This is a genomic window from Chromobacterium sp. IRSSSOUMB001 (assembly GCF_023507765.1).
In the GTDB taxonomy this organism is placed as follows: domain Bacteria; phylum Pseudomonadota; class Gammaproteobacteria; order Burkholderiales; family Chromobacteriaceae; genus Chromobacterium; species Chromobacterium haemolyticum.
In genome coordinates this window covers 228,160-250,329 of sequence record NZ_JALCYU010000004.1, presented here as the reverse complement: position 1 = coordinate 250,329, position 22,170 = coordinate 228,160, and the positions used below count along the sequence as shown (strand labels likewise).

22 protein-coding genes are annotated in these 22,170 nt (G+C 62.1%); 15 read left to right on the top strand and 7 right to left on the bottom strand.

Annotated features, from left to right (window positions below; all coding sequences use genetic code 11):
• Positions 1–65: 65 nt before the first annotated feature.
• From MOV80_RS07200 to MOV80_RS07190, 3 genes are all read right to left on the bottom strand, one after another.
• On the bottom strand, positions 66–1,994 hold the full coding sequence (locus MOV80_RS07200; protein WP_118268318.1) for a pyridoxal-dependent decarboxylase: 1,929 nt from the start codon (positions 1,992–1,994) through the stop codon (positions 66–68).
• Between the two features lie 37 nt (positions 1,995–2,031).
• Positions 2,032–3,498, bottom strand: coding sequence for an amino acid permease (locus MOV80_RS07195; RefSeq protein WP_161524267.1), 1,467 nt, complete (start codon positions 3,496–3,498; stop codon positions 2,032–2,034).
• Positions 3,499–3,969: 471 nt separating this feature from the next.
• Positions 3,970–5,199, bottom strand: coding sequence for an MltA domain-containing protein (locus MOV80_RS07190; RefSeq protein WP_019100601.1), 1,230 nt, complete (start codon positions 5,197–5,199; stop codon positions 3,970–3,972).
• A 241-nt stretch (positions 5,200–5,440) separates the two neighbouring features.
• Between MOV80_RS07190 and MOV80_RS07185 the strand changes: the two genes are divergently transcribed.
• Entirely contained in the window at positions 5,441–5,734 is a 294-nt protein-coding gene (locus tag MOV80_RS07185) for a BON domain-containing protein (protein WP_019100602.1), read from the top strand.
• Positions 5,735–5,971: 237 nt separating this feature from the next.
• Positions 5,972–6,268, top strand: a complete 297-nt coding sequence (locus MOV80_RS07180; RefSeq protein ID WP_143330252.1) for a hypothetical protein — start codon at positions 5,972–5,974, stop codon at positions 6,266–6,268.
• Between the two features lie 7 nt (positions 6,269–6,275).
• On the opposite strand, the gene lysA is transcribed toward MOV80_RS07180, so the two are convergent.
• The gene (gene lysA, locus MOV80_RS07175; RefSeq protein ID WP_240333833.1) at positions 6,276–7,553 is read right to left on the bottom strand and encodes a diaminopimelate decarboxylase; all 1,278 of its coding nucleotides are present in this window, start codon (positions 7,551–7,553) and stop codon (positions 6,276–6,278) included.
• 90 nt (positions 7,554–7,643) lie between these two features.
• On the opposite strand from lysA, the gene MOV80_RS07170 reads away from it, so the two are divergent.
• A complete protein-coding gene (locus tag MOV80_RS07170; protein WP_019100605.1) occupies positions 7,644–8,564 on the top strand; it encodes a LysR family transcriptional regulator in 921 nt (306 codons plus the stop codon).
• Positions 8,565–8,706: 142 nt separating this feature from the next.
• Here the strand turns inward: MOV80_RS07170 and MOV80_RS07165 are convergent, their stop codons facing one another.
• Positions 8,707–9,414, bottom strand: a complete 708-nt coding sequence (locus MOV80_RS07165) for an alanyl-tRNA editing protein (RefSeq protein ID WP_039753965.1) — start codon at positions 9,412–9,414, stop codon at positions 8,707–8,709.
• A gap of 195 nt (positions 9,415–9,609) precedes the next feature.
• Here MOV80_RS07165 and MOV80_RS07160 point away from each other — a divergent pair, with 195 nt between their 5' ends.
• Complete coding sequence (locus tag MOV80_RS07160; protein WP_039753968.1) at positions 9,610–10,284, top strand: pseudouridine synthase; 675 nt, start codon at positions 9,610–9,612, stop codon at positions 10,282–10,284.
• Positions 10,285–10,488: 204 nt separating this feature from the next.
• A complete protein-coding gene (locus MOV80_RS07155; RefSeq protein ID WP_162897127.1) occupies positions 10,489–10,860 on the top strand; it encodes a hypothetical protein in 372 nt (123 codons plus the stop codon).
• A gap of 31 nt (positions 10,861–10,891) precedes the next feature.
• Here MOV80_RS07155 and MOV80_RS07150 read toward each other — a convergent pair whose 3' ends face one another.
• Positions 10,892–11,134 (bottom strand): hypothetical protein, encoded by a 243-nt coding sequence (locus MOV80_RS07150; protein ID WP_162897126.1) that lies wholly within the window; start codon positions 11,132–11,134, stop codon positions 10,892–10,894.
• On the opposite strand from MOV80_RS07150, the gene MOV80_RS07145 reads away from it, so the two are divergent.
• Positions 11,133–12,449 (top strand): NAD(P)/FAD-dependent oxidoreductase, encoded by a 1,317-nt coding sequence (locus MOV80_RS07145; protein WP_019100609.1) that lies wholly within the window; start codon positions 11,133–11,135, stop codon positions 12,447–12,449. The genes MOV80_RS07150 and MOV80_RS07145 overlap by 2 nt on opposite strands.
• A 114-nt stretch (positions 12,450–12,563) precedes the next feature.
• Complete coding sequence (locus MOV80_RS07140; protein WP_081574285.1) at positions 12,564–13,886, top strand: MFS transporter; 1,323 nt, start codon at positions 12,564–12,566, stop codon at positions 13,884–13,886.
• A 1-nt stretch (position 13,887) separates the two neighbouring features.
• Here the strand turns inward: MOV80_RS07140 and MOV80_RS07135 are convergent, their stop codons facing one another.
• Positions 13,888–14,256: an Mth938-like domain-containing protein gene (locus MOV80_RS07135; protein WP_039753953.1), complete on the bottom strand. Its 369-nt coding sequence runs from the start codon at positions 14,254–14,256 to the stop codon at positions 13,888–13,890.
• 248 nt (positions 14,257–14,504) lie between these two features.
• Between MOV80_RS07135 and MOV80_RS07130 the strand changes: the two genes are divergently transcribed.
• The 8 genes from MOV80_RS07130 (at position 14,505) to MOV80_RS07095 (ending at position 22,075) form a co-directional block, all read left to right on the top strand.
• The gene (locus MOV80_RS07130) at positions 14,505–15,737 is read left to right on the top strand and encodes a pyridoxal phosphate-dependent aminotransferase (RefSeq protein ID WP_118268656.1); all 1,233 of its coding nucleotides are present in this window, start codon (positions 14,505–14,507) and stop codon (positions 15,735–15,737) included.
• Positions 15,738–15,951: 214 nt separating this feature from the next.
• Positions 15,952–17,262, top strand: coding sequence for a homoserine dehydrogenase (locus MOV80_RS07125; protein ID WP_019100613.1), 1,311 nt, complete (start codon positions 15,952–15,954; stop codon positions 17,260–17,262).
• Positions 17,255–17,587 carry a hypothetical protein gene (locus tag MOV80_RS07120; RefSeq protein WP_019100614.1) on the top strand — a complete coding sequence of 111 codons (333 nt, stop codon included), beginning with the start codon at positions 17,255–17,257 and terminating at the stop codon, positions 17,585–17,587. Before MOV80_RS07125 ends, MOV80_RS07120 begins: the two co-directional genes overlap by 8 nt.
• Entirely contained in the window at positions 17,587–18,996 is a 1,410-nt protein-coding gene (gene thrC / locus MOV80_RS07115; RefSeq protein ID WP_118268315.1) for a threonine synthase, read from the top strand. Before MOV80_RS07120 ends, thrC begins: the two co-directional genes overlap by 1 nt.
• Positions 18,997–19,345: 349 nt before the next feature.
• A complete protein-coding gene (gene flgA / locus MOV80_RS07110) occupies positions 19,346–20,023 on the top strand; it encodes a flagellar basal body P-ring formation chaperone FlgA (RefSeq protein ID WP_039753955.1) in 678 nt (225 codons plus the stop codon).
• 129 nt (positions 20,024–20,152) lie between these two features.
• Positions 20,153–20,449, top strand: coding sequence for a flagellar biosynthesis anti-sigma factor FlgM (gene flgM / locus MOV80_RS07105; RefSeq protein WP_019100618.1), 297 nt, complete (start codon positions 20,153–20,155; stop codon positions 20,447–20,449).
• 21 nt (positions 20,450–20,470) lie between these two features.
• Positions 20,471–20,935 carry a flagellar protein FlgN gene (locus MOV80_RS07100; protein ID WP_019100619.1) on the top strand — a complete coding sequence of 155 codons (465 nt, stop codon included), beginning with the start codon at positions 20,471–20,473 and terminating at the stop codon, positions 20,933–20,935.
• 219 nt (positions 20,936–21,154) lie between these two features.
• Positions 21,155–22,075 (top strand): CobD/CbiB family protein, encoded by a 921-nt coding sequence (locus MOV80_RS07095; protein WP_019100620.1) that lies wholly within the window; start codon positions 21,155–21,157, stop codon positions 22,073–22,075.
• Positions 22,076–22,170: the final 95 nt, after the last annotated feature.

Below are 22,170 nucleotides of genomic sequence, written 5' to 3'. Positions count from 1 at the left end.
CATAGTCGGTATTGGGTCTGGTGATGAAAAAAAACGCTCCCGGCCAGGCCGGGAGCGGAGGGGGATCAGGCGGCGATCAGGGTGTCGGCGCCGGTTTTGTCTTCCATGTCCACGATATGGGCCAGCTTGGCGGCGAAGACTTCGCGCAGCTGTTCCCAGTAAGCGTCGAAATCCTCTGCTTTGCGCAGGAAGTGAGTCATCACGGCGGCGCGCAGGATGTAGACGCTTTCCACCTTGTCCCATTCGGCCCGGCTGAAGCCGCGGCTAGCAACGTAGTGCCAAGGGGTGTCGCCGTACTCTTCCACGGACAGAGAGGTGGATGAGGTCAGGAAATCGTTGGTGTAGGTGCGGCCGGAAGCGTAGGAGCAGATCTCGTACATCTTCTTGTTCAGCCGGTTGTGGTCTTCCAGGCTGTCATTGCCGATTTCCTTGAAGGTGAAGTTCACCATGTGGAAGTCCGGGTGCATGATGGGGCGCACTTCGAAACGGCGGCGGCCAACGGTCAGCGGCTTGGCGGAGGCCAGGCGCTGGGCGAACCAGTCCGCGGTCACGATGCCGCGGCCGATCACTTTGCCGTAGCCGCCGATGTTCAGCGGCACCAGGCGGTGGGCCGCCCATACCGCGGCGGCGGTGGCGCCGGCCTTGGAGCCTTCCATGATGGAGGAACCCAGCACCACCTTGGTGTCGGCGCCTTCGGCTTCGTCCACTTCTTCGAACACATAGGCGGCGTGGTAGGAGATCAGGTCGACGATGCGCTTGTCCTTCATGCAGACGGCGCCGGCCGCGTACTGGATGTAGCCCACCTTGTGCGGATCCACGGTGATGGAATCCGCTTCCGCCATTGCTTTGAAGCCTTCGTAAACGTCGTGCTTGGGCCAGGTGACGCCGGCCGGGATGATGTCTTCGGCGCGGTAGCGGGCCAGCAGCGCGTCGTAGTCCATGAAGCGGTTGTCCTCATCGAGGAACATCGCGCGGACATAGCCGCCGTAGGCCGCGTCCACGTGCACGTAGAAGGAGGCGCCGTATTTCCGTTCGCATTCGGCGCGCAGCTTGATCACCTCGTCGACATGGTCGATCGAGCCTTCCTCCGTGGTGCCCACCACGGACACCATGGCTAGGATGGGATGGCCTTCCTTGATCAGGCGGAAGGTGATCTCGCGCATCTTGGCGACGTCGGTGCGATAGTTTTCGTCCACCGGCAGCGGCACGATGTGTTCCTGGCCGATGCCCAGCACGTCCATCGCCTTCATCCACGAGTAGTGCTTGGATTGCGGCACCAGGATCTTGCCCAGCGAGCCTTGCTTGATGCCGACGCCGCGGCAGGACAAGGCGCGTACTTCTTCGAACAGGCCACGCTTTTTCAATTCGTCGGTCAGGTCCAGCACCGCGCTGGGCGATAGGTTCAACAGTTCCTTCTCGCTTTTGCCGGCGACCAGATCACGGGCTTTTTCATGCTGGGCGATGGCCAGCGGAATGGTCTTCAGATTACGCGCCACCCACATGCCTTCGTAGTTGGCCACGGTGCCGCCGGACGTGATGTGGCCCCAGCTGCGTTTGGGGTCGTAGCCGAACATCCGGCACAGGTCGAGGCCGGCTTCCACTTCCAGTTCGGTGGTGGTGGGCGAGGCTTCGTGCGCGCAGTTGTTGGGGTTGTACATCATGGTCATCACGTAGGCCAGGTTGGACACCATCAGCGTGTCCGCATTCATGTGGCCCAGATAGCGCGGGGAGAACCAGGGCACCGAGGTGTTTTTCAGCTTGGAGGACAGCTGGCGCAGGATGCCTTCGGTTCGGTACAGGGTCTGGCGGAAATCGCCGGCGTGCTGCTCCACCGGGGTGACCAGCGCCGGGTCTTCCGGATGGAAGTCCGCGCGCCAGTGCAGGTGTTCGGACACGGCGTATTCCATCATTTCCTTGAAGAACACGCGGTTTTCGGATTTGGGGCCGATGAATAGGGCATCGACGTTAAGCGGGGAGGCGTTCGGAGTGTTCATAACAGATTAACCTTGTAATTTAGGGGGCGTAAGCGGCTCATTTGCCTTCGGCGGGACGCGCTTTGCTGGCGGGAGAAGTGCGCGGCGCAACGCCGGCGGAGCGGGCGTGCCTGGCTTTTTGGCCGTAGGCGTACACAAGGAAGGGAATCACCAGCATGATGGCGAGCCCGATGAGCTGGAATTGCAGGTATTCATGGGAGGAGCCATGGAAGCTGCCCGGCGGGATGAAACCCAGGTAGCCGGCCAGCAGCGAGATGACGATGCCCAGGCCGGAGCAGACCCACATGCCCGCGTTGCCTCCGGGCACTCGGAAGCTGCGTTCCACGTCCGGACGCTTGTAACGCAGGTAGATGGCGGCGGAGAACATGAACAGATAGGCCACCAGATAGACGAGCCCGGTCAGGCCCATCAGCATGAAGTAGAAGTTATCCACGTTCGGCATCACGGTGATCAGCACGCCGACGACGGTAATGGCCGCCGCCTGGATCAGCACCAGAGTGACCGGCACGCCGTGGCGGTTGGTCGTCTGCAGGAATTTGGGCAGTGCGCCGGAGTCCGCGGTGGCTTGCAAGCCGCGCACCGGGCCCAGCACCCAGGAGTTCACCTGGCCCACCAGACCCAGGCCGATGCACAGGCCCATGACAGGAGCCAGCCAGCCCATGCCCCATTGATTGAAGTAGAGCTCGAAGGCCTGCATCAAGCCGGCGGTCATCGAGATTTTTTCCTTGGGGATGGCTATGAAGATCGCCGCGGAGCCGATCACGGATAGCAATACCATGATCACCGACACTAGGATGATGGCAATGGGATAGTTGCGCCGGGCGTCTTTGATGGCGGAGACGTTGGACGCGGACACCTCCATGCCCATCACCACGAAAATGAAGCCGATGAAGAGGCCGAGCGTGCCGCTGTCGCTAAAGCTGGGGACCAGGTTGTTCCAGCTCCAGGACACGTCGGTCATGATGGGATGGCCGCCGGCCAGATAGGCGATGCCGCAACCGATCAGCACCACGCCGGGCATGAAGACGCCCAGGCTCACGCAGATGGTGGACACCCAGCCCAGGGTTTTCACGCCGCGCATGTTCACCAAGGTGCAGGCCCACCAGATGCCCACGATCATCGCTAGCATGTAGAACTTGTTGCTGGCGAGGGCAGGGTCGAACACATAGGCGAAAGTGGCGGCGATGATCATGATGATGGAGGTCATGCCGAACACCATCTGTATCCACTGCATCCACACTGCGACAAAGCCCATGCGCTCGCCAAAGGCTTCGCGAACCCAGATGAACAGGCCGCCATCCTGCGGCCAGGCGGTGGCCAGTTCAGCGGACACCAGGGCGGTGGGCACCAGAAACAGCAGCGCGGCCGCCAAGGTCAGGAAAATCGTCATCATCCCCGGTTGAGCCGTCATTGGCAGCGTGCGGACGCTGACGACCACGGCGGCGGTGATCATGACAAAGGCAAAGACGCTGATTTTGGGAGGCGTCTTATCTATTGTCGTCATTTTCATCTCCATCGAACAAAGCAATAAAAACGTAAAAATATAAAATTTCGAAAATCTTATTTATTTCGTGTTGTTCGACGCTTGATGAAAATCAATATTAGGAAAATTCAATAAAAGATAATTTGAATGGAATAATGCTTTGGACGCAGGAAAGCCTTGCCTGAAAAGGGTTCTATGGGACTGTGACTGCAAGGGGCCATGACAGACGCGCTTGCGTAGGGGAAGGGCGAGAGGTTTCTTGGTGCGGATTCGTAGCTGCATAGACGACGCGCAGCAGGCTTTGAACCGGCTCTAATGCGGAGAGGCTAGGTGGCAATACGCTCGCCGCGTCAGCTTGGACGAAGCGTCGCCCAAGCCGCGGGCGGAGAGAACAAAGAGGGTGGATCGTCGGAGGAGGGCGAGGTTTGCGGCTGTTGGGAACAAAAGAAGGCGGCGGCGCTGGCGCGCGCGCGCCGCCGGGAGCTTAACAGCTTACAGGGCCTGGGACGGGTTCATGCCTTTGGGCAGCAGCATCCACAGATTGCCTTGCTGCTTCATTCTGCCGGCGTACATGCCGGCTTCGGTGCCGTAACCCCAGAAGAAATCGGCGCGCACCGCGCCCTTGATCGCGCTGCCGGTATCCTGTGCGTGCACCAGCCGCGTCAACGGCTGGGTGGAGTGAGGCCAAGTGGTGACCAGGTAGACCGGCGCGCCCAGCGGGATGTAGCGCGGGTCTACCGCGATGCTGTAGCCCCCGGTCAGCGGTACGCCCAGCGCGCCCATTGGCCCGCCGTTGTCGCCCGGCAAGCTTTTGAAGAACACATAGCTGGGGTTCACCGCGAACAGCTCCTGCCGGCGTTGCGGGTTGCGGGCCAGCCAGTCCTTGATGCCCTGCATCGATGCGTCGCCCAGGGTCAACTCCCCCTTGTCCACCAGCCATTTGCCGATCGATTGGTAACCGTAACCGTTTTGTTCGGCGTAGCCGACGTGGATGAAGCTGCCGTCGTCCAACTGGATGCGACCCGAGCCTTGCACTTGCAGGAAGAACAACTCCACCGGATCTTCGACCCAGGCCAGGATGGGCGCGTTGGCCACGCCCTTGCCCTGATTGATTTCGGCGCGGGTGTAATAAGGCAGCAGGCGCTTGCCGTCCAGTCTGCCTTTCAGCCGCGTGCCGCGGCTGTCTGCGGGAAAGTCGGCGGGGCGGATCTCAATGTCGCCGGCCGCGCTCAGCGCCAGCCGGTTGGGACCGCTGCGGCGCGCAGTCAGGCTGGATTTGCCGCGGAGGGAGGCCGGAACGTCCACGCTGTAGAAGTCCGCTGGAATGCCATACACCGGCCAGGGAGTGCGTTCGCTGCGTGTCCGGCTGCCGCTGAGCAGCGGCTCGTAATAACCGGTGATCAAACCGCTGTCGCGGCCGCCGTCGTTGACCTTCCAGGCGGCAAAGCGATTTTCAAAGAATTGGCGCACAGCCTGAGCGTTGTCGGCGGCAATGCCGTTGGCTTGCCTGCACACTTCGGACCAGCCCGGCTTTCTGGCAATGGCTTTACAGCTTTGCTTCAGCGCGACGAGGGTATCGCCCAGTTCTTGCTGGCTCCAGGCCGGCAGCGAGGTGGGCGCGTCGCTTTCACGCGCCGCGCCGCCAGGCTTGCCCGGCGGGCTGGAAGTAGAGCAGGCGGCCAGGCCGACGACGAGCAGTAACAACAGCCATTTTCTAAACATGCGGTAGATTCTCTGAAACAGGGCTAAGGCAGCGACGCGCTGCAAATTCGGTCTGATTTTACGCTGGGACGCACATGACGGGGCAATGATGCCCGCGGCGAATGTTGCGGCGGCGCTAACGGTCGGAAGCGTCATGCCGCGTTGTCATGGACCGGCAACAAAATTGAAAAGTTTCCTCGCTAGTATGCGGTAAAACATTCGCGCTGAAGCTTGGGCTTGAGCCATATCACTGGAGAATCTGATGAAACGTTTTTGCATCCGCGCCTTGCTGTTGACCACCTTGCTGTCCGCCGGCCTGCCGGCTTACGCCGAACAGACCCCGCCGACGGATGAGGAGCTGGCCGCCAGCGTGCAGCAGGCCTTGAACGGCGATGCCGAATTGCAGGCGCTTGGTTTGAAGGTGAGCAGCAAGAAGAGTGAGGTGACGATTGAAGGCGGCATGACCGACGACCAGCAAATGTTCAAAGCAGGGCAGATTGCCGAAAAAGTTCCGGGCGTGAAGTTCGTTATCAACAATATGGTGCTGAAAAACTAGGCGGGAACAGCCAGGGACGGCGGTATCAAAGGGCGTTTCGACGCCCTTTTGTCATTTTCGCCGGCCAGTATTTTCGCCAGGAATTTAAGATTAATCCGATTGTGGCGCATTCCCTTATTGAGAAAAATGTGAGGTGTTGCCGGCTGGCTGCCTTTCTGGAGGCATGGGCCGGCAAGGTTTTTCCAATCCGCAGTATGGATCGCACGCCGGCCCACTGCGAAGCACCGGACATGACTCATGGAATATGCATCCGCCCTTGGCAAGAGGCTCTCCCACCGCATGATGCTGCAACCGGCGGAGCAGGTGGACAAATTGATTTCACGGCTGGAGGGCGCGGACGAAGCCAAGCTGGTGTATTGGGACGAGCGCAGCCAGCGGCTGCGCGCGCTGAGCCCGCGCTCGCGCCGCGGCCGGCAATTGCTGGCGCGCGGCTTGCAATCGCCCCAAGTGGTGGGCGTGTTCAACGGCTACGCCAGTTATCAGGATATTTATCAGGCCTTCCAGCAGACGCTGGACGACCTGAAGCTCAGTTGATCCAGGCCTAGACTCGTTCCAGCTCCAACAATTCCGCCATGGTTTGGCGGCGGCGGATCAGGCGGCTAGAGGAGCCGTCGATCAAGGTTTCGGCCAGCAGCGGCCGGCTATTGTAGTTAGACGACATGGTGGCGCCGTAGGCGCCGGCATCGTGAAACACCAGCAGATCCCCTACCTGAGCGTCCGGCAGTGGGCGGCTTTCCACCACGCCGCCTTCCTGTTGGGTGAAGACGTCCCCCGATTCGCACAAGGGCCCGGCCACCACGCAAGGCGCGCGCTCGCCGGATTTTTCCGTTCCGTCCACGCTCAGGACGGAAATATCGTGATGGCTGCCGTACATGGCGGGGCGCATCAAATCGTTGAATCCCGCGTCCACCAATACGAAACGTCGACTGCCCATGGTCTTGACCGCTCTCACTTCGGTGATCAGAGCGCCGGATTCAGCTACCAGAAAACGGCCCGGCTCGATTTCCAGCCGCACCGGATGCCCCAGATGCGCGGCGATCCGCCGCCGCGCCTCGTCCCATAGATCGAAGTAATGCGCGGTATCGATGCGTGCGTCGCCGTCGCGGTAAGGAATGGACAGGCCGCCGCCGGCGGAGATCGCTTCGATGTCGTGCCCCAGTTCAGTCGCCAGCTTGACCATGGCGCCGCAGACCTGCTGCAGGTGGCCGTAATCAACGCCCGAACCGATGTGCATGTGCAGGCCTACCAGATGAAGGCCGAATTGACGGATCACGTCCAGCGCGTCGGATACTTGCTCATGCCAGATGCCGTGCTTGCTATTCTCGCCGCCTGTATTGGTTTTCTGGCTATGGCCGTGGCCAAAACCGGGGTTGACGCGCAGCCAGACCCTATGGCCGGGCGAGACCGCGCCCAGCTGACGCAGCATGTCGATGGAACCGGCGTTGACCGCGATGCCCGCGGCCGCCACGCGTTCCAGCGTGGCGCGGTCCAGCACGTCGGCGGTGAAGACGATGTCGGAGGGCTCGGCGGAGTCGGCCTTGTAGCCGGCGGCGAGCGCGCGCTCGATTTCGCCCAGCGACACTGCGTCCACTTTGACGCCCTGTTCTCGCATCAAGCTGAGGATATGGATATTGGAGTTGGCTTTTTGCGCATAGCGGATCACGTCGAAGCGCTTCAGTTCGGCGATGCGCCGGCGAATGGTGTCGGCGTGGTAAACCCAGAGCGGGCTGCCGTACTGGCGGGCGAGTTCGGTCAGTTGGCGGGCGTCAAAGCATTTCATGGCGTGGCGTTGGCTAGGGGTGGCAGACAGAAGCATCATGGCGCGTGCCCCGGCAAAAATAAAATATCAAATTATCGCCACCTCTTTCATTTATGATATGGATTGCCAAGTTGCTTAAGAGGAGGCGGAATGGACATCAGCCTGCGCCATATCGAAGTGTTTCGCGCGGTGATGACCACCGGCAGTGTTACCGAGGCGGCCGTTTTGCTGCGCACTTCGCAGCCCACGGTCAGCCGCGAACTGGCGCGCTGTGAACAATTGCTGGGCATGGCCTTGTTCGAGCGCAGCCGCGGCCGCTTGCGGCCTAGCGCGCAGGGGTTGCTGTTGTTCGAGGAAGTGCAGCGCAGTTATCAGGGCCTGGAGCGCATCGTCAGCAGCGCGGCGGCGATTCGCCAGTTCGAACAAGGGCAATTGTCGATTGTCTGTTTGCCGGTTTTCGCTCAATCGCTATTGCCGGCGGTGTGTCGGCGTTTTTTGTCGCAAGCGCCGGGCATCAGCCTGAACATCGCGCCGCAGGAATCGCCGTTGTTGGAGGAGTGGCTGGCGGCGCAACGCCATGACCTGGGTTTGAGCGAGAGCGCGCACGCGCCGGCGGGAACCAGGGTGGAGCCCCTGCTGCAGGCGGACGAGTTGTGCGTGTTGCCGGAAGGGCATCGCTTATTGAGCAAGACGGTGCTGGCGCCAGAAGACTTCGAGGGCGAAGCCTTCATCAGCCTGGCGGCGGCTGATAGCTATCGGCAACAGCTGGATCAGGTGTTCTCCGAGAGGGGGGTCAAGCGGCGCATGGTGGTGGAGACGCATAGCGCCGCCTCGGTATGCGCCATGGCGCGGCAGGGCATTGGCGTGGCCGTGGTTAATCCGTTGACCGCGCTGGATTACGCCGGCGCGGGCCTCGCCGTGAGGCGCTTTAGCGTGTCCATTCCGTTCGCGGTCAATCTGGTGCGACCGCTGCACCGGCCCGTCTCTCCGTTGCTGGAGCGTTTCGTCGATAGTCTGAAGGTCGAACTGGCCGTGATTAGCCAACGGCTGGCCGCGCCGGCAGGGGTTTAGAAGCTGTTTACGATCCGTTGTGCGTCGTGGAGCGTTACACGGTGAGTACGGCTTCGAAATGCTCATGTACCGTGTGTACACTCCGTTTTCTCAGCCGTTTTCGCCTTGTCTCACCTTAGCTCGCGAGATCGTGAACAGGTTCTTAGTCGCGTAGCGCCACTACCACCCGCTTGTTGCGCGCGCCTTTGCTTTCAATCTTTTTCACCACGACGGGGCCAATCTCGCCGGTGCTGCGCACATGAGTGCCGCCGCAGGGCTGTAGATCGATGCCGTCGATATTGATCAAGCGGATTTCAGGCAGGTGGAGCGGCGGCGTCACCGACATGGTCTTTATCAACTCCGGTTGCCGCTGCAGCGCCTCGCCACTGCTCATTTCGATGCGCACCGCGCGGTCTTCCGCCACTAGCCGGTTCAACTCGTTTTCGATGTGCTCGCGGTCCAACTCCATGCCCTCGGGCAAGTCGAAATCCAGGCGGCCGGATTCCGCGCTCAGATTGCCGCCGGTGACACCCGCCTTGATCACCACGGACAATAAGTGCAGACAGGTGTGAATGCGCATGTGGCGATGGCGGCGCGCCCAGTCGAGTTCCTGGGTGACCGCCGTGCCGGCGGCGAGCCGCGGCGTATCGGGGGGCACCAAGTGGACGATGGCGCGTGTTTCGCGGTCTCGTCGGGTATCGCTTATCGCACAGCCGCCGCCGTCCCAGCTTAGCGTGGCGGTATCGCCCGGCTGGCCGCCGCCAAGCGGGTAGCAAAGCGTGTCCTCCAGCACCAGACCGGCGTCGTCGTGCCGCGCCACGCGGGTTTCCAGCCGGGTTTGATAGGGGTCGATGTAAAAGCGTTCTGCCATGCGGCGGTTCCTTTTCAGACTATGCTGGGAAGACCGGCGACGCTTGCGGCCGCCGGAGGCGATGATGTTGAGAATGCTGCCGCCGGCTGTGTATTTCAAGAGACAGCGCTAGCGAAAAATCATGGCAACAGCTTGTCGCAGCAGCGTTTAGCGCAGATAATCGCCGCCTTTTTCCGCTTTCCTTTCCATTGCCCCATGACCATTCGCCATAATCTGGAACATTACAATCCGCCGCCGGACACAGGCCTAGACGTGATCTACGCCGACGAGGCGATCCTGGTGTTGAACAAGCCTGCCGGCTTGCTGTCGGTGCCGGGCCGCGGCGAGGACAAGGCGGACTGCTTGATCAGCCGCGTTCAGCGGCTTTATCCGGATGCGCTGACCGTGCATAGGCTCGATATGGCGACATCCGGCCTGGTGGTGATGGGGCGCGGCGCCAGCATGCAGCGCGAGTTATCCATCGCCTTCATGGATCGCAAGGTGGACAAGCGCTATGTGGCGGTGGTGGACGGTATCGTCGAACAGAACAGCGGCACCGTAGACCTGCCGCTGATCATTGACTGGCCGAACCGCCCGCGTCAGAAGGTGGATTTCGAGAACGGCAAGCAGGCCGTTACCCATTACCGGGTAGTGCTGCGCGACGGCTTGCGGCAGACCAGTCGAGTGGAACTGGAGCCCTTGACCGGCCGTGCCCATCAGCTGCGCATGCATATGCTGCATCTGGGCCATCCCATTCTGGGCGACGACATCTACGCGCCGGAGGCGGTGTTGGCGAAAGCCGAGCGCTTGCTGTTGCACGCGGAGCGGCTGACTTTGCGTCACCCGATCACGCGCGAGGAAATGGAGTTTGTCGCCAAGGCGTCCTTTTGAGAGCTCGTTGAAAGCTTTCTCGGGGAAAGCGGCCGCCGCGCCTTGACCCTGCCGGCTCGTCTGGCCGAGACTGGGCTGCGGGTCATGGCGTGAGCTCCGGAGCCGGTTGGGAGCGCAAGGCGTGTTTACGCTTCATGTCGTGAGTGCTACGCCCCGCGGCGGTGAGCGGGGCTGAAAGATGTCTTCCATACAGGAGGCTTCATCATGAAATCTTGGTTTGCTCCCCCTCTCCGCCATCGGGCGTCCGAGCTTGAAGCCAGGGAAACGGCCTTGCCCTATGTCCGTTATATCCCTGGCCGCGCTGCGCCTCATTATTGGCAAGTGCCGGAGGCGCGGGAACTGCGACATGGCCACGACATCGGCTGCGAAGCCGCGGATGAATTAGCCCTGTGGCTGGCCGCGAATCCGGATTGCGTGGGCTTGGGCTTGCTTGGCCGCATCGTCGACGACATCGATTTCGAGAACGAGGCGCAACGCGGCCAGTGCGAGGGCTTTTTCAATCAACTGGAGCAGTTGCTGCTTCTGGGACTGAGCGAACTGGAAGCGTCCATCGGCGACGAACCAAGCAAGCACTGATCGTTTTCAAGTCGCGAGACTGCGGATGCCTTCATTTTCCGTAACGCTTACCCGGCCCGGTTTTCATGGCGAAATCCGGGCCGGCTTCGTCTCGGGCGGCTGGTTTCGCCATTTTCCCCTCCGTCATGTCTTTGGTTTTTTCTGCTGTGTAATCTTGGCTTGCACTGCCAGCCTGTGCATACTTCTTCCTTGATCTGAAGCAAGAACTCCCTAAACAAGCGTGTTGCCGCCAGAACGTTTGTTTAGTGATTTCTACCTTGTAAGGATCTGTCATGTTAAGTCGCAATTCCGCATTGCCCAGCATCGTCGTCGTTGGCGGCGGCGCCGGCGGCCTGGAACTCGCCACCCGGCTGGGGCGCACCCTGGGCGCGCAGCACAAGGCCCGCGTCGTGCTGGTCGACGGCTCGCCCACCCACATCTGGAAGCCGCTGTTGCACGAGGTGGCCACCGGCGCGCTCAACACCGGTGAGGACGAGGTCAATTACTTCGCCCATGGCTATCGCAACGGTTACGAGTTCGAGTTCGGCTATATGCAGTCGTTGGACACCGAACGGCGCAGCATCCAGCTTGCCGAAGTGCGCGATGCGGGCGGAGCGCAACTGAGCCCGCCGCGCGAAGTGTCCTATGACTGGTTGGTGCTGGCGGTGGGCGCAGAGGCGAACGATTTCGGCACGCCCGGCGTCGGCGAGCACGCGATGTTCCTGAACACCCCTGACGACGCGGAGAAGCTGCGCCACCGGGTGTTGGAACTGGCCTTCCGCTGCAGCAGCGGCTTGCAACCGCTGGCCAAGCTTGGAATCGCCATCGTCGGCGGCGGCGCCACCGGAGTCGAACTGGCGGCGGAATTGAACCACACCTTGTGCGAACTGCATCATTACGGCGCGCGCCTGCAGCCGGAGCGTGTGGAAATCAGCGTGATCGAAGGCGCGGACCGCATCCTGGCCGCCGCGCCGCCGTCTTTGTCCGCTTATGCTCAGGAGCAATTGGCCGCGCGCAACATCAAGGTGCTGACCGGCAGCCGGGTGGCGGCCGTGCACGCCGATGGCGTGGAACTGCAGGGCGGCGACAAGGTGGCGGCCGACATCACTGTCTGGGCCGCCGGGGTCAAGGCGCCGGGGTGGCTGGCCGGTTTGGGGGGCCTGCAGACCAACCGCATCAACCAATTGCAGGTGGACAAGTGGCTGCGCTGCCAGGGCGCCGCCTGCGTCTATGCGCTGGGCGATTGCGCCGAAGCGCCGGACGGCGACAGCGGCCGCAATCTGCCGGCCACCGCCCAGGTGGCGCACCAGCAGGCGCGCTGGCTGGCGGACGAACTGAGCCGGCGCGTTGCCGGCCGCCAGGGCAAGCCCTTCGTCTTCAAGCCACAGGGCATGCTGGTGTCGCTGGGCAAGCACAGCGCGGTGGGCAGCTTGGCGGCGGTGGTTGGCCCCAAGCGCGACTACTATGTGGAGGGCCGCGGCGCCAAGCTGATCTACAGCTCTCTGTACCGTATGCACCAAGCGGCTGTACACGGCTGGGTGCTGGCCGGCCTGCTCTATGTCGGAGACAAGTTGCGCCGCGCCGCGAGGCCGTCTTTGAAGCTACACTGATCCGGTTCAGACCGACGACAAGCCCACCCTCAAGGTGGGCTTTTTGTAGGCGCGGCTTGACCGGAGGGCGCTTTGTGGACATCTTGTTTGCCATTGGCATAACGGGGGGTGGAAATGGCGCAAGCTTCAAGTTTGGAGATCGACGTCTGGCTAGATCAGCGGCCGCTGGGCGGGTTTCAGCGTCGGCTGCTGCTGCTTTGCGGCTTGCTGATGATTCTGGATGGGGTCGATGTTCAGGCCATGGCCTATGTCGCGCCGGCGCTGCTGGCGGATTGGGGCTTGGCCAAACCGTCCTTGGGGCCGGTGTTCAGCGCCGGCTTGCTTGGTTTGCTGCTGGGCGCTTTACTGTTCAGTCCGCTGGCGGACCGCTTCGGCCGCCGTGCCTTGCTGCTGTTGTGCACTTTGTGGTTCGGCCTGGGCATGCTGGCCACCGCCTTCGCCGCCACACTGGAGCACCTGCTGTGGCTGCGCTTCCTGACCGGCCTGGGGCTGGGCGGCATCATGCCGAACGCGATGGCGCTGGCCGGCGAGTACAGTCCGCTCCGGCGCAGGGTCAGTATGATGATGCTGATTTCCTGCGGCTTCACCGTCGGCGCGCTGTTGGGCGGCTTGCTGGCGGCTTGGCTGGTTCCTGCCCACGGTTGGCGCGCGGTGTTTGCGGTTGGCGGGGCCGCGCCGCTGCTGTTGGCGCTGTGGATGTGGCGGCAGTTGCCGGAGTCGTTGCAGTTTCTGTTGTCGCGGCAACGGCGCGAACAGGCGCTGTTCTGGTTGCGGCGTCTGGACCCGGCGATGAGCGGGACGACGGTGTCTTGCCTGACGCTGCGGGAGCCCGTCGCCGCCGCGTCGTTGCCGCATTTATTCCGGGCCGGCCGCGCACGGCTGACGCTGACCCTGTGGACGCTCAGCTTTTTGAATCTGCTTCTGCTCTATTTCCTGTCCAACTGGATGCCGGCCCTGGCGCGGGACGCCGGGTTGGACACGCAAAGCGCCATTCTCGCCGGCGCCGCGCTGCAACTGGGCGGCGTGGCCGGCACTTTGCTGTTGGGGATCTGGATAGACCGGCTGGGTTTTTTGCGGGTGATGCTGCCAAGCTTCGCGCTGGCGGCGGCGGCCGTTGCCATGCTGGGGCAGTTGGGCGCGCAGCAGGCCGGCTTGTTTGGCCTGTTGTTCGCCGCCGGTTTTTGCGTGGTGGGCGGCCAGCCGGCGATCAACGCCCTGGCGGCCAACGCCTATCCCACCTCCTTGCGCGCCACCGGCGTGGGCTGGAGCCTGGGCGTCGGCAGGGTGGGGTCGGTGTTGGGGCCATGGCTGGGCGGCGAGTTGCTGCGTCAGGACTGGAGCCTGGCCAGCCTGTTCATGCTGGCCGCGACGCCGGCCTTATTGGCGGCCTGGCTGGTGTGGATGTGTCCGCAGGCGGAGCGGCCGGTCGCCGGTTGAGTCAAATCGCCAGCAGCGCGGCGACGACGCGACGGTCTTCCGCCAGCAGGATGTTGAAGGTGCGGCAGGCGGCCTGGGTGTCCATGGTTTCCACGCCAATGCCGGCGTTGGCCAGCGCGGCGGACAGGCGCGGGTGGCAAAAGCGCAGGCTTTTGCCGGTGCCGAACAGCACCACTTCCGGCTGCAGCGCCAGCAGCGCGCTGAAATGGCTTTCTTGCAAATCCTCGAAAGCGGTTACCGGCCAAGGCGCCACGCTGTCCGCGGTTACGATCAGATTGCCTTCGTGACGCTGGGCGTTGATCAGAACATGGCCTTCGCCATAGCCGGTGAACAAGTTGCGGCCCTGTCCAAGCGATTGCTGCATTTTCATGTGAGTGGATTCCCGATTGCGAGCGCTGCGGCGGACGGCCCTTTTCGGGGGCGAAGAACCTGCTGCAGTGCATCAGAGATTGGGATAGGATTATAACTCGACCCCGCCGCTGATTGCCGCCACAACGTTAACGTGGTCATCGCTTCAGCGGGGACATCCAAAGAGATCAGATGAAAGAACACAAACCGCGCCGCCAGGGCAAGACCGCCGTCTCCGGCGGGCGGCAAGCCACGGAAAACATTGTCGTCATGCAGCCAGTCCATAAATCGCAAAAACTCGCCAACGTCTGTTACGACATCCGCGGTCCGGTGCTTGAGCACGCCAAGAAGATGGAAGACGAAGGCCATCGTATCATCAGGCTGAACATCGGCAACCCCGCGCCGTTCGGTTTCTTCGCACCGGACGAAATCATCGAGGATGTGATCGTCAACCTGCCGTCAGCCTCCGGCTATTCCGACTCCAAGGGCCTGTTCGCCGCGCGCAAGGCGATCATGCATTACGCCCAGCAAAAACAGCTGCCCAATGTGGGCATGGACGACATCATCGTCGGCAACGGCGTGTCCGAACTGATTGTTATGGCGATGCAGGCGCTGCTGGACAACGGCGACGAAGTGCTGGTGCCGGCGCCGGACTACCCGCTCTGGACCGCAGGCGTCAGCCTGGCAGGCGGCAAGGCGGTGCATTATCTGTGTGACGAAGAGCAGGGCTGGTTCCCCAGCATCGACGACATCCGCGCCAAGATCACGCCCTCAACCCGCGCCATCGTGGTAATCAACCCCAACAATCCCACCGGCGCGGTTTACCCGCCGGCGCTGCTCAAGCAGATCGTAGAGGTGGCTCGCCAGCATCAGCTGATCATCTACGCCGATGAAATCTACGACAAGGTGCTCTACGACGAGGTCAAGCACACCTCCATCGCCTCCCTGGCGCCGGACCTGTTCGTGGTCACTTTCAACGGCCTGTCCAAAAACTACCGCGCTTGCGGTTACCGCGCGGGCTGGATGATTCTGTCCGGGGAAAAGAAACACGCGAAGGACTATATCGAAGGCCTGAACATGTTGGCCTCGATGCGTTTGTGCGCCAACGTGCCGGCGCAGTTCGCGATCCAGACGGCGCTGGGCGGCTACCAGAGCATAGACGACCTGGTGGCGCCGGGCGGCCGCCTCGCGCGCCAGCGCGATCTGGCGCACAAGCTGCTGACCGACATCCCCGGCGTCAGTTGCGTCAAGCCGCAGGGCGCGCTCTACCTGTTCCCCAAGCTGGACCCCAAAGTCTACCCGATAGGCGACGATCAGCAGTTCATCCTGGAGCTGTTGCAGGAGGAGAAAGTATTGCTGGTTCAGGGCTCAGGGTTTAACTGGATTGCGCCCGATCACTTCCGCGTGGTATTCCTTCCCAACTCGGACGATTTGGTCGAGGCCATCGGCCGCATTGCGCGTTTCCTGGAAAACTATCGCAAGCGCCACGGCGGCGAAGCCTGAAACCGCGGTTGCTTGAGGCTTGAGGTTTGAGCGGAGGGACGGGGGCTGCGGCTCCCGTCTTGCCATCAGGCTTTCCTTGTCAGCGGATACGGTCCGCTGACAAGGAAAACTTGGGACACGCGCCCGCTGCGCCGGCAATGGCTTGGCGGCACGGCTCTTGATCAGGGCTGGCCGTCGCGGGCAGGGACAAAATACTAGAGACAGGGAGCAGATAATGAAACCGATCAATATCGGCCTATTGGGCGTAGGGACTGTAGGTGGCGGCACCGCCACCGTTCTCAAACGCAACGCCGAGGAAATCAGCCGCCGCGCCGGCCGTCAGATCCGCCTGCTGCAAGCGGCCAACCGCAACCAGGCCCGCGCGCAATCCTTGCTGGGTCCGGACGTGGACGTGGTGGCCGACGCGATGCAGGTGGTGAACAACCCCGATGTCGACATCGTGGTGGAATTGATCGGCGGCGACACCGTGGCCAAGGAGCTGGTGCTCAAGGCCATCGCCAACGGCAAGCATGTGGTCACCGCCAACAAGAAGCTGCTGGCGCTGCACGGCACCGAGATTTTCGCCCGCGCGCAGGAACAGGGCGTGATGGTGGCCTTCGAGGCCGCGGTGGCCGGTGGCATTCCCATCATCAAGGCGCTGCGCGAAGGCTTGTCCGCCAACCGCATCGAGTGGATTGCCGGCATCATCAACGGCACTTCCAACTTTATCCTGACCGAGATGCGCGAGAAGGGCGCGAGCTTCGCCGAAGTGCTGGCCGAGGCGCAGCAGCTGGGCTACGCGGAAGCCGACCCCACCTTCGACATCGAAGGCCATGACGCCGGCCACAAGCTCACCATCATGGCGGCGCTGGCCTTCGGCATTCCGATGCAGTTCGACCGCTGTTATCTGGAAGGCATCAGCAAGCTGGAAGGGCGCGACATCAAATACGCCGAGGAATTGGGCTACCGAGTCAAGCTGTTGGGCCTGACCCGCCGCACCCCCGCCGGCGTGGAGTTGCGCGTGCACCCGACGCTGATTCCGGCGCGCCAGTTGATCGCCAACGTCAACGGCGTGATGAACGCTGTGCTGGCCAAGGGCGACGCGGTGGGGCCCACCTTGTACTACGGCGCCGGCGCCGGCGCGCTGCCCACAGCCTCCGCGGTGGTGGCCGACATCGTCGACGTGACTCGCTTGCTGACGGCGGACCCGGAGCACCGCGTGCCGCATCTGGCCTTCCAGCCGGACCAGTTGCAGGACCTGCCCATCCTGCCGATTTCCGACGTGGTCAGCTCCTACTATCTGCGCATCGGCGCCGCTGACCGCGCCGGCGTGCTGGCCAACATCACCCGTTTGCTGGCGGAAAACGGCATCTCGATCGAGGCGGTCATCCAGAAAGGCTCGGTGTCCGACGGCACCGCCGAAGTGGTGATCCTGACCCATCGCGTGCAGGAACAGGCGATTGACCGCGCCATCTCCGGCATCGAGGCGCTGGAAAGCATCACCGGCAAAGTGGTGCGCCTGCGCATGGAAGAACTGAATGATTAAACGCTGGCTGACCGGCCTCGGCGCCGGTCTGATCCTGGCAAGCGCCGGGGCGACGCCCTTGTCCCCCGGCCAGCACAGCCTGTTGCAGGGCTTTTTGATGCGTGGCTGCGTCAAACGCACTCCGGCTTCGGACGGCGTTGGCCAGCACTCGTCGGAACAAGTGCAAAAATATTGCCAGTGCGCCAGCCAGCATCTGGCCGGCCGCTTTTCCTCGGAAGAGGTGATGGGCGTGCTGACCGGCCAGATCAAGAAAGACGACCCGCGCGGCAAACAGCGGATGAAGGACGCCTCCGCCGCCTGCGCCCAATATCTGGAAACTCCCTGATGCGTTATATCAGCACCCGCGGGGGCATGGCCCCGCAATCGTTCAGCGACATCCTGCTGATGGGCCTGGCGCCCGACGGCGGCCTGGTGTTGCCGGAGAGCTATCCGCGGATTGATCGCGAGCGGCTGGACGCCTGGCGCGGCCTGTCCTATGCCGAATTGGCCTTTGAAGTCATCCGTCTGTTCGCTACCGATATCCCGGAAGACGATCTCAAATCCATCGTCGAGCGTACCTATACCCGCGCGACCTTCGGCAGCGAGGCGATCACACCGCTCAAGCGGCTGCATGATGGCCTGGCCATCCTGGAACTGTCCAACGGCCCGACGCTGGCCTTCAAGGACATGGCGATGCAGTTGCTGGGCAATCTGTTCGAATACGTGCTGGCCAGGAAGGGCGAGCGTCTGAATATTCTGGGCGCCACCTCGGGCGACACCGGCAGCGCCGCCGAGTACGCGATGCGGGGCAAGGCTGGCATCCAAGTGTTCATGTTGAGCCCGGACGGACTGATGAGCCCGTTCCAGCGCGCGCAAATGTATAGCCTGCACGACGCCAATATCCACAATATCGCGATCCAGGGCATGTTCGACGACTGCCAGGACATCGTGAAGGCGGTGCAGAACGACCATGCCTTCAAAGCGCATCACAAGATAGGCACCGTCAACTCGATCAACTGGGCGCGAGTGGTGGCCCAGGTGGTGTATTACTTCAAGGGCTATTTCAACGCCACGGCAAGCAATGAGGAAAAGGTCAGCTTCTGCGTGCCGTCCGGCAACTTCGGCAATGTCTGCGCCGGTCACATTGCGCGTCAGATGGGCTTGCCGATAGAACGGCTGCTGGTGGCCACCAACGAGAACGACGTGCTGGACGAGTTCTTTCGCACCGGCGCCTACCGCCCTCGCGGCACGGCCAACACCTACGTTACCTCCAGTCCGTCGATGGATATTTCCAAGGCATCCAACTTCGAGCGCTTCGTGTTCGATCTGCTGGGACGGGACCCGGAAGCGCTGAAAGCGCTGTGGCGCCAGGTGGACGCCGGAACCGGTTTCACCTTGTCCGAGGAACAGACCGCCGCCGCAGCAGAGGTCTTCGGCTTCGTTTCCGGCAAGAGCAGCCATGCCGACCGCCTGGCCACTATCCGCCAGCTGGACCGAGAAGACGGCGTGGTGGTGGACACTCATACCGCCGACGGGGTCAAGGTGGCTCGCGAGTTGCGCAGCCCTGGCGAAACCGTGGTTTGTCTGGAAACCGCTTTGCCCGCCAAGTTCGCCGCCACCATCCGCGAAGCGCTGGACCGCGATCCGCCGCGGCCTGACGGTTTTGACGGCCTGGAGGATCTGCCGCAGAAAGTGTCGGTGTTTCCGGCGGACGCCGACGAGGTCAAAGCCTTCATCGAACGCAGTTTGAGCTGAAGCGCTTTGGACGCGAAAACGGCCCCATGGGGGCCGTTTTTTTTGCGTCTGCCGCAGTGTTAGAGCTTATTCAAAGTCTCGCTTTAGCTCTAGAGACCGTGAACAAATTCTTAGAACCTGTTCATAGTCTGCTGCGCTTCAGCGATACGGCGTTAAAACGTCTTCGAAATGCTCATGTACCACGCGTACATTCCGCTTTCTCAGTCATTTTAGCCTTGTCTCGCTCTTGCTCGCGAGACTTTGAACAGGCTCTAAGCTCTATTCAAGCGAGTATTTTAATTTCTCCGCTGCATTGTCAATAGGAGGGCGCAGGCTGCAGTCCCGGCCCTGCTTGCGCTAGAATGCGGATATGCGACGTTTACTACTTTGGATGATGTGCTGCGTCTGGGCTGTGGCGGCATCGGCCGCGGGCATGCAGGACCTGGGACGCTTGGAGGCTTTAGCCGGAGACTTCCTCAAGCACGAATTGTCGATGCGTCCCGCCACTTGGACCTTGGGGCAGTTGGACCGTAAGCTGGCGGTGCCGGCCTGCGCGCAGCCCAAGGCGGATTGGGCGACGCCAGGCGTGACCACCGGCGCCACCTTCGTCGCGGTGTCGTGCCCGGAGCTGGGTTGGGCACTTCGGATTCCCGTGCGGATCAATGAAAAGAAAATGGGCGTGGCCCTGAGCCGGGCCGTGGCGGCCGGCGAGGTGCTGAGCGCCGCCGACGTGCGCTTAGTCGACGTGGCCAATCCCAGCCTGGCGCGGAATGTGTTGGACGACCTGCAGCAGGCCATAGGTAAGACCATGCGCTCCGGCGCGCCGGCCGGCGCCTGGTTGCGCAGCTTTATGGTGCGTGCGCCTTATCTAGTGAACAGCAACCAGCGAGTGAAGGTGGTGGCGTCGGGAGAAGGTTTCGCCGCGGCGGCCGACGGGCTGGCGATAGGCAATGCCGCCGAAGGCGAGCAAGTGTCGGTGCGTATGGCCTCCGGTCGTGTGATACGCGGGCAAGTGCAGGCGGACGGCAGCGTGATGGTGATATATTGAGACGGCTCGCCGGCAAGCCGAGGTGATGGCCGCGGCGGGCGGGGGCGGATATTTGGAGAAAGTCTTCAAGATATTGTTTTTCCGTCCGATAATAGAGGTAATCCAGGTTCCCTTTGGGAAGGCCATGCCATGAAAGTAGATAACTCGGGCAAGCTGTCAGCAAGCTACAGCACCCAGAACAAGGCCGCGCCGCGAGATGCGGCCGCCAATGCCAACCCTGCCGCCAGTGGATCCGACAGCGTGACGATCAACCCTTTGGCCAGCCGTCTGAGCGCGGTGGAAAGCAAGGTCAGCGGCGATTCCGGCTTCGACGCCGGAAAGGTGGCCGCGATCAAATCGGCGATTGCCGCGGGTACGTTCAACGTCAATCCGGAGAAGATCGCCGACGGTTTGATCGCCTCCACCAAGGAATTGTTGGCGCGTTAAGCGCGCAGTTGAGAGTCAGGCATGAACGTTGTTGAAGAATTCTGCCAGTTGTGCCGGGCCGAGAGCGATCTTGTTGCCCGGCTGATCGCATTGCTGGAGCAGGAACAAAAAGTATTGGTGCAGGGCTTTGACATTCAGCTGGACGCCCTGGCCGAGAGCAAGAGCGCCGTGCTGGACCAACTGGCCGTCAGCGCCGCTCAGCGCGGCGAACTCATGCGTCAGATCGGCGTGCAGGACAGCGAGACGGTTTACATCTGGCTGGCGGACAAGCCGGAAGCCAGTTTGGCCTGGACCGGGCTGGAAGAGGCGATCCAGCGGGCGCAGAGCATCAATCAGCTCAACGGCAGCTTTATCGACCAGCGCTTGTCGCTGGTGGAGGGCGCGCTGAACACCTTGCGCGATGCCGCAGCGTCCACCGTGGGCTACGACAAGGCTGGCCAGTTGCCGGAGTTGGCGACCGGGCGGCGCTTTCTCGGCTCCGCCTGAGGTTTGTTCAAAGTCCGCCGCGCGTAGGCGGGATGGCTGGAAAAGGGGGGTGAAAACGCCCCCGGCAAGCGTCAATACACAAGAGAGCGCCTTTCGGCGCTCTTGGCTTTTTCACCGCGCCCGGCCGGTTTTAGAGTCTATTCTCAAGGAGCAGTGGGAATGCCCTGGCCTTTATGGTATCTTCCTCTCCGGGCCTGAGAAAACCACTATCCGGAACCAATGACCCTGATTTCCTTGATTATCGCTCTGGCACTGGAGCAGTTGCGGCCGCTAGGCAATCGCAATCGCGTCTGGCTGCTGTTCACTCGCTACGCCAATCATTTGGAACGCAATCTGAATGCCGGCTCCAACCGCCATGGCGTGTTGGCGTGGTCCTTGGCGATCGTGCCGGCGGTCTTGCTCAGCTTGCTGATCTATTACGCGCTGCACGCCTTGAGCCCGATCCTGGCGATGTTGTGGAATGTCCTGATCTTGTATCTGACCATGGGTTTCCGCCATTTCTCCAGTGCGTTCTCCGAAATCTCCCAGGCCTTGGCCGAAGGGCGGGATCTGGACGCGCGCACCGCGCTGGCGAATTGGACTGGACAGGGCACCGCTGAATTGTCTGTCGAGGAAATTTCCCGGCTGGCGATTGAGCAGGGGGTGGTGGACAGCTACCGCCATGTGTTCGGCACCATGTTCTGGTTCGTGTTGTTGCCGGGTCCGGCCGGCGCGCTGTTGTACCGACTCTGTTCTATGCTGAATCAGAAGTGGGGCAACCGCGACGCGGACGAAGACCCGTTCGGTCGTTTCTCGGCTAGCGCCGCTGCCTGGCTGGACTGGATTCCGGTGCGTTTGACCGCCGCCAGCTTCGCCATCATGGGCGATTTCGAAGATGCGGTGTATTGCTGGCGCTCCCAGGCCAAAACATGGGGGAACTACGCCAATGGCATTCTTCTGGCTTCGGCCGCGGGTGCGATCGGCGTGAAATTGGGCGATCCGCTCAGACAGGATTACTCCATACGCTTCCGGCCCGAACTGGGCTTGGGCGACGAAGCCGACCCCAACTACCTGAAAAGCGCGGTTGGTCTGGTCTGGCGTTCCGCCTTGCTATGGTTGGCCGTAATCCTGCTGCTCAGCGTCGCAAGCCACATGGGCTGACGACCCAACGCCGCCGTTAGGGCGGCGTTGTCTTGTCCGTTTGTGTCATTTGAATACGGGGGCGTGTTGGCGCGTGCGCGCAACAGGCCCCGCGA

Coding starts and splice junctions, on each gene's coding strand:
- MOV80_RS07200 (WP_118268318.1), bottom strand. CDS start 1,994: ATGAACACTCCGAACGCCTCCCCGCTTAACGTCGATGCCCTATTCATC.
- MOV80_RS07195 (WP_161524267.1), bottom strand. CDS start 3,498: ATGACGACAATAGATAAGACGCCTCCCAAAATCAGCGTCTTTGCCTTT.
- MOV80_RS07190 (WP_019100601.1), bottom strand. CDS start 5,199: ATGTTTAGAAAATGGCTGTTGTTACTGCTCGTCGTCGGCCTGGCCGCC.
- MOV80_RS07185 (WP_019100602.1), top strand. CDS start 5,441: ATGAAACGTTTTTGCATCCGCGCCTTGCTGTTGACCACCTTGCTGTCC.
- MOV80_RS07180 (WP_143330252.1), top strand. CDS start 5,972: ATGGAATATGCATCCGCCCTTGGCAAGAGGCTCTCCCACCGCATGATG.
- lysA (WP_240333833.1), bottom strand. CDS start 7,553: ATGATGCTTCTGTCTGCCACCCCTAGCCAACGCCACGCCATGAAATGC.
- MOV80_RS07170 (WP_019100605.1), top strand. CDS start 7,644: ATGGACATCAGCCTGCGCCATATCGAAGTGTTTCGCGCGGTGATGACC.
- MOV80_RS07165 (WP_039753965.1), bottom strand. CDS start 9,414: ATGGCAGAACGCTTTTACATCGACCCCTATCAAACCCGGCTGGAAACC.
- MOV80_RS07160 (WP_039753968.1), top strand. CDS start 9,610: ATGACCATTCGCCATAATCTGGAACATTACAATCCGCCGCCGGACACA.
- MOV80_RS07155 (WP_162897127.1), top strand. CDS start 10,489: ATGAAATCTTGGTTTGCTCCCCCTCTCCGCCATCGGGCGTCCGAGCTT.
- MOV80_RS07145 (WP_019100609.1), top strand. CDS start 11,133: ATGTTAAGTCGCAATTCCGCATTGCCCAGCATCGTCGTCGTTGGCGGC.
- MOV80_RS07150 (WP_162897126.1), bottom strand. CDS start 11,134: ATGACAGATCCTTACAAGGTAGAAATCACTAAACAAACGTTCTGGCGG.
- MOV80_RS07140 (WP_081574285.1), top strand. CDS start 12,564: ATGGCGCAAGCTTCAAGTTTGGAGATCGACGTCTGGCTAGATCAGCGG.
- MOV80_RS07135 (WP_039753953.1), bottom strand. CDS start 14,256: ATGAAAATGCAGCAATCGCTTGGACAGGGCCGCAACTTGTTCACCGGC.
- MOV80_RS07130 (WP_118268656.1), top strand. CDS start 14,505: ATGCAGCCAGTCCATAAATCGCAAAAACTCGCCAACGTCTGTTACGAC.
- MOV80_RS07125 (WP_019100613.1), top strand. CDS start 15,952: ATGAAACCGATCAATATCGGCCTATTGGGCGTAGGGACTGTAGGTGGC.
- MOV80_RS07120 (WP_019100614.1), top strand. CDS start 17,255: ATGATTAAACGCTGGCTGACCGGCCTCGGCGCCGGTCTGATCCTGGCA.
- thrC (WP_118268315.1), top strand. CDS start 17,587: ATGCGTTATATCAGCACCCGCGGGGGCATGGCCCCGCAATCGTTCAGC.
- flgA (WP_039753955.1), top strand. CDS start 19,346: ATGCGACGTTTACTACTTTGGATGATGTGCTGCGTCTGGGCTGTGGCG.
- flgM (WP_019100618.1), top strand. CDS start 20,153: ATGAAAGTAGATAACTCGGGCAAGCTGTCAGCAAGCTACAGCACCCAG.
- MOV80_RS07100 (WP_019100619.1), top strand. CDS start 20,471: ATGAACGTTGTTGAAGAATTCTGCCAGTTGTGCCGGGCCGAGAGCGAT.
- MOV80_RS07095 (WP_019100620.1), top strand. CDS start 21,155: ATGACCCTGATTTCCTTGATTATCGCTCTGGCACTGGAGCAGTTGCGG.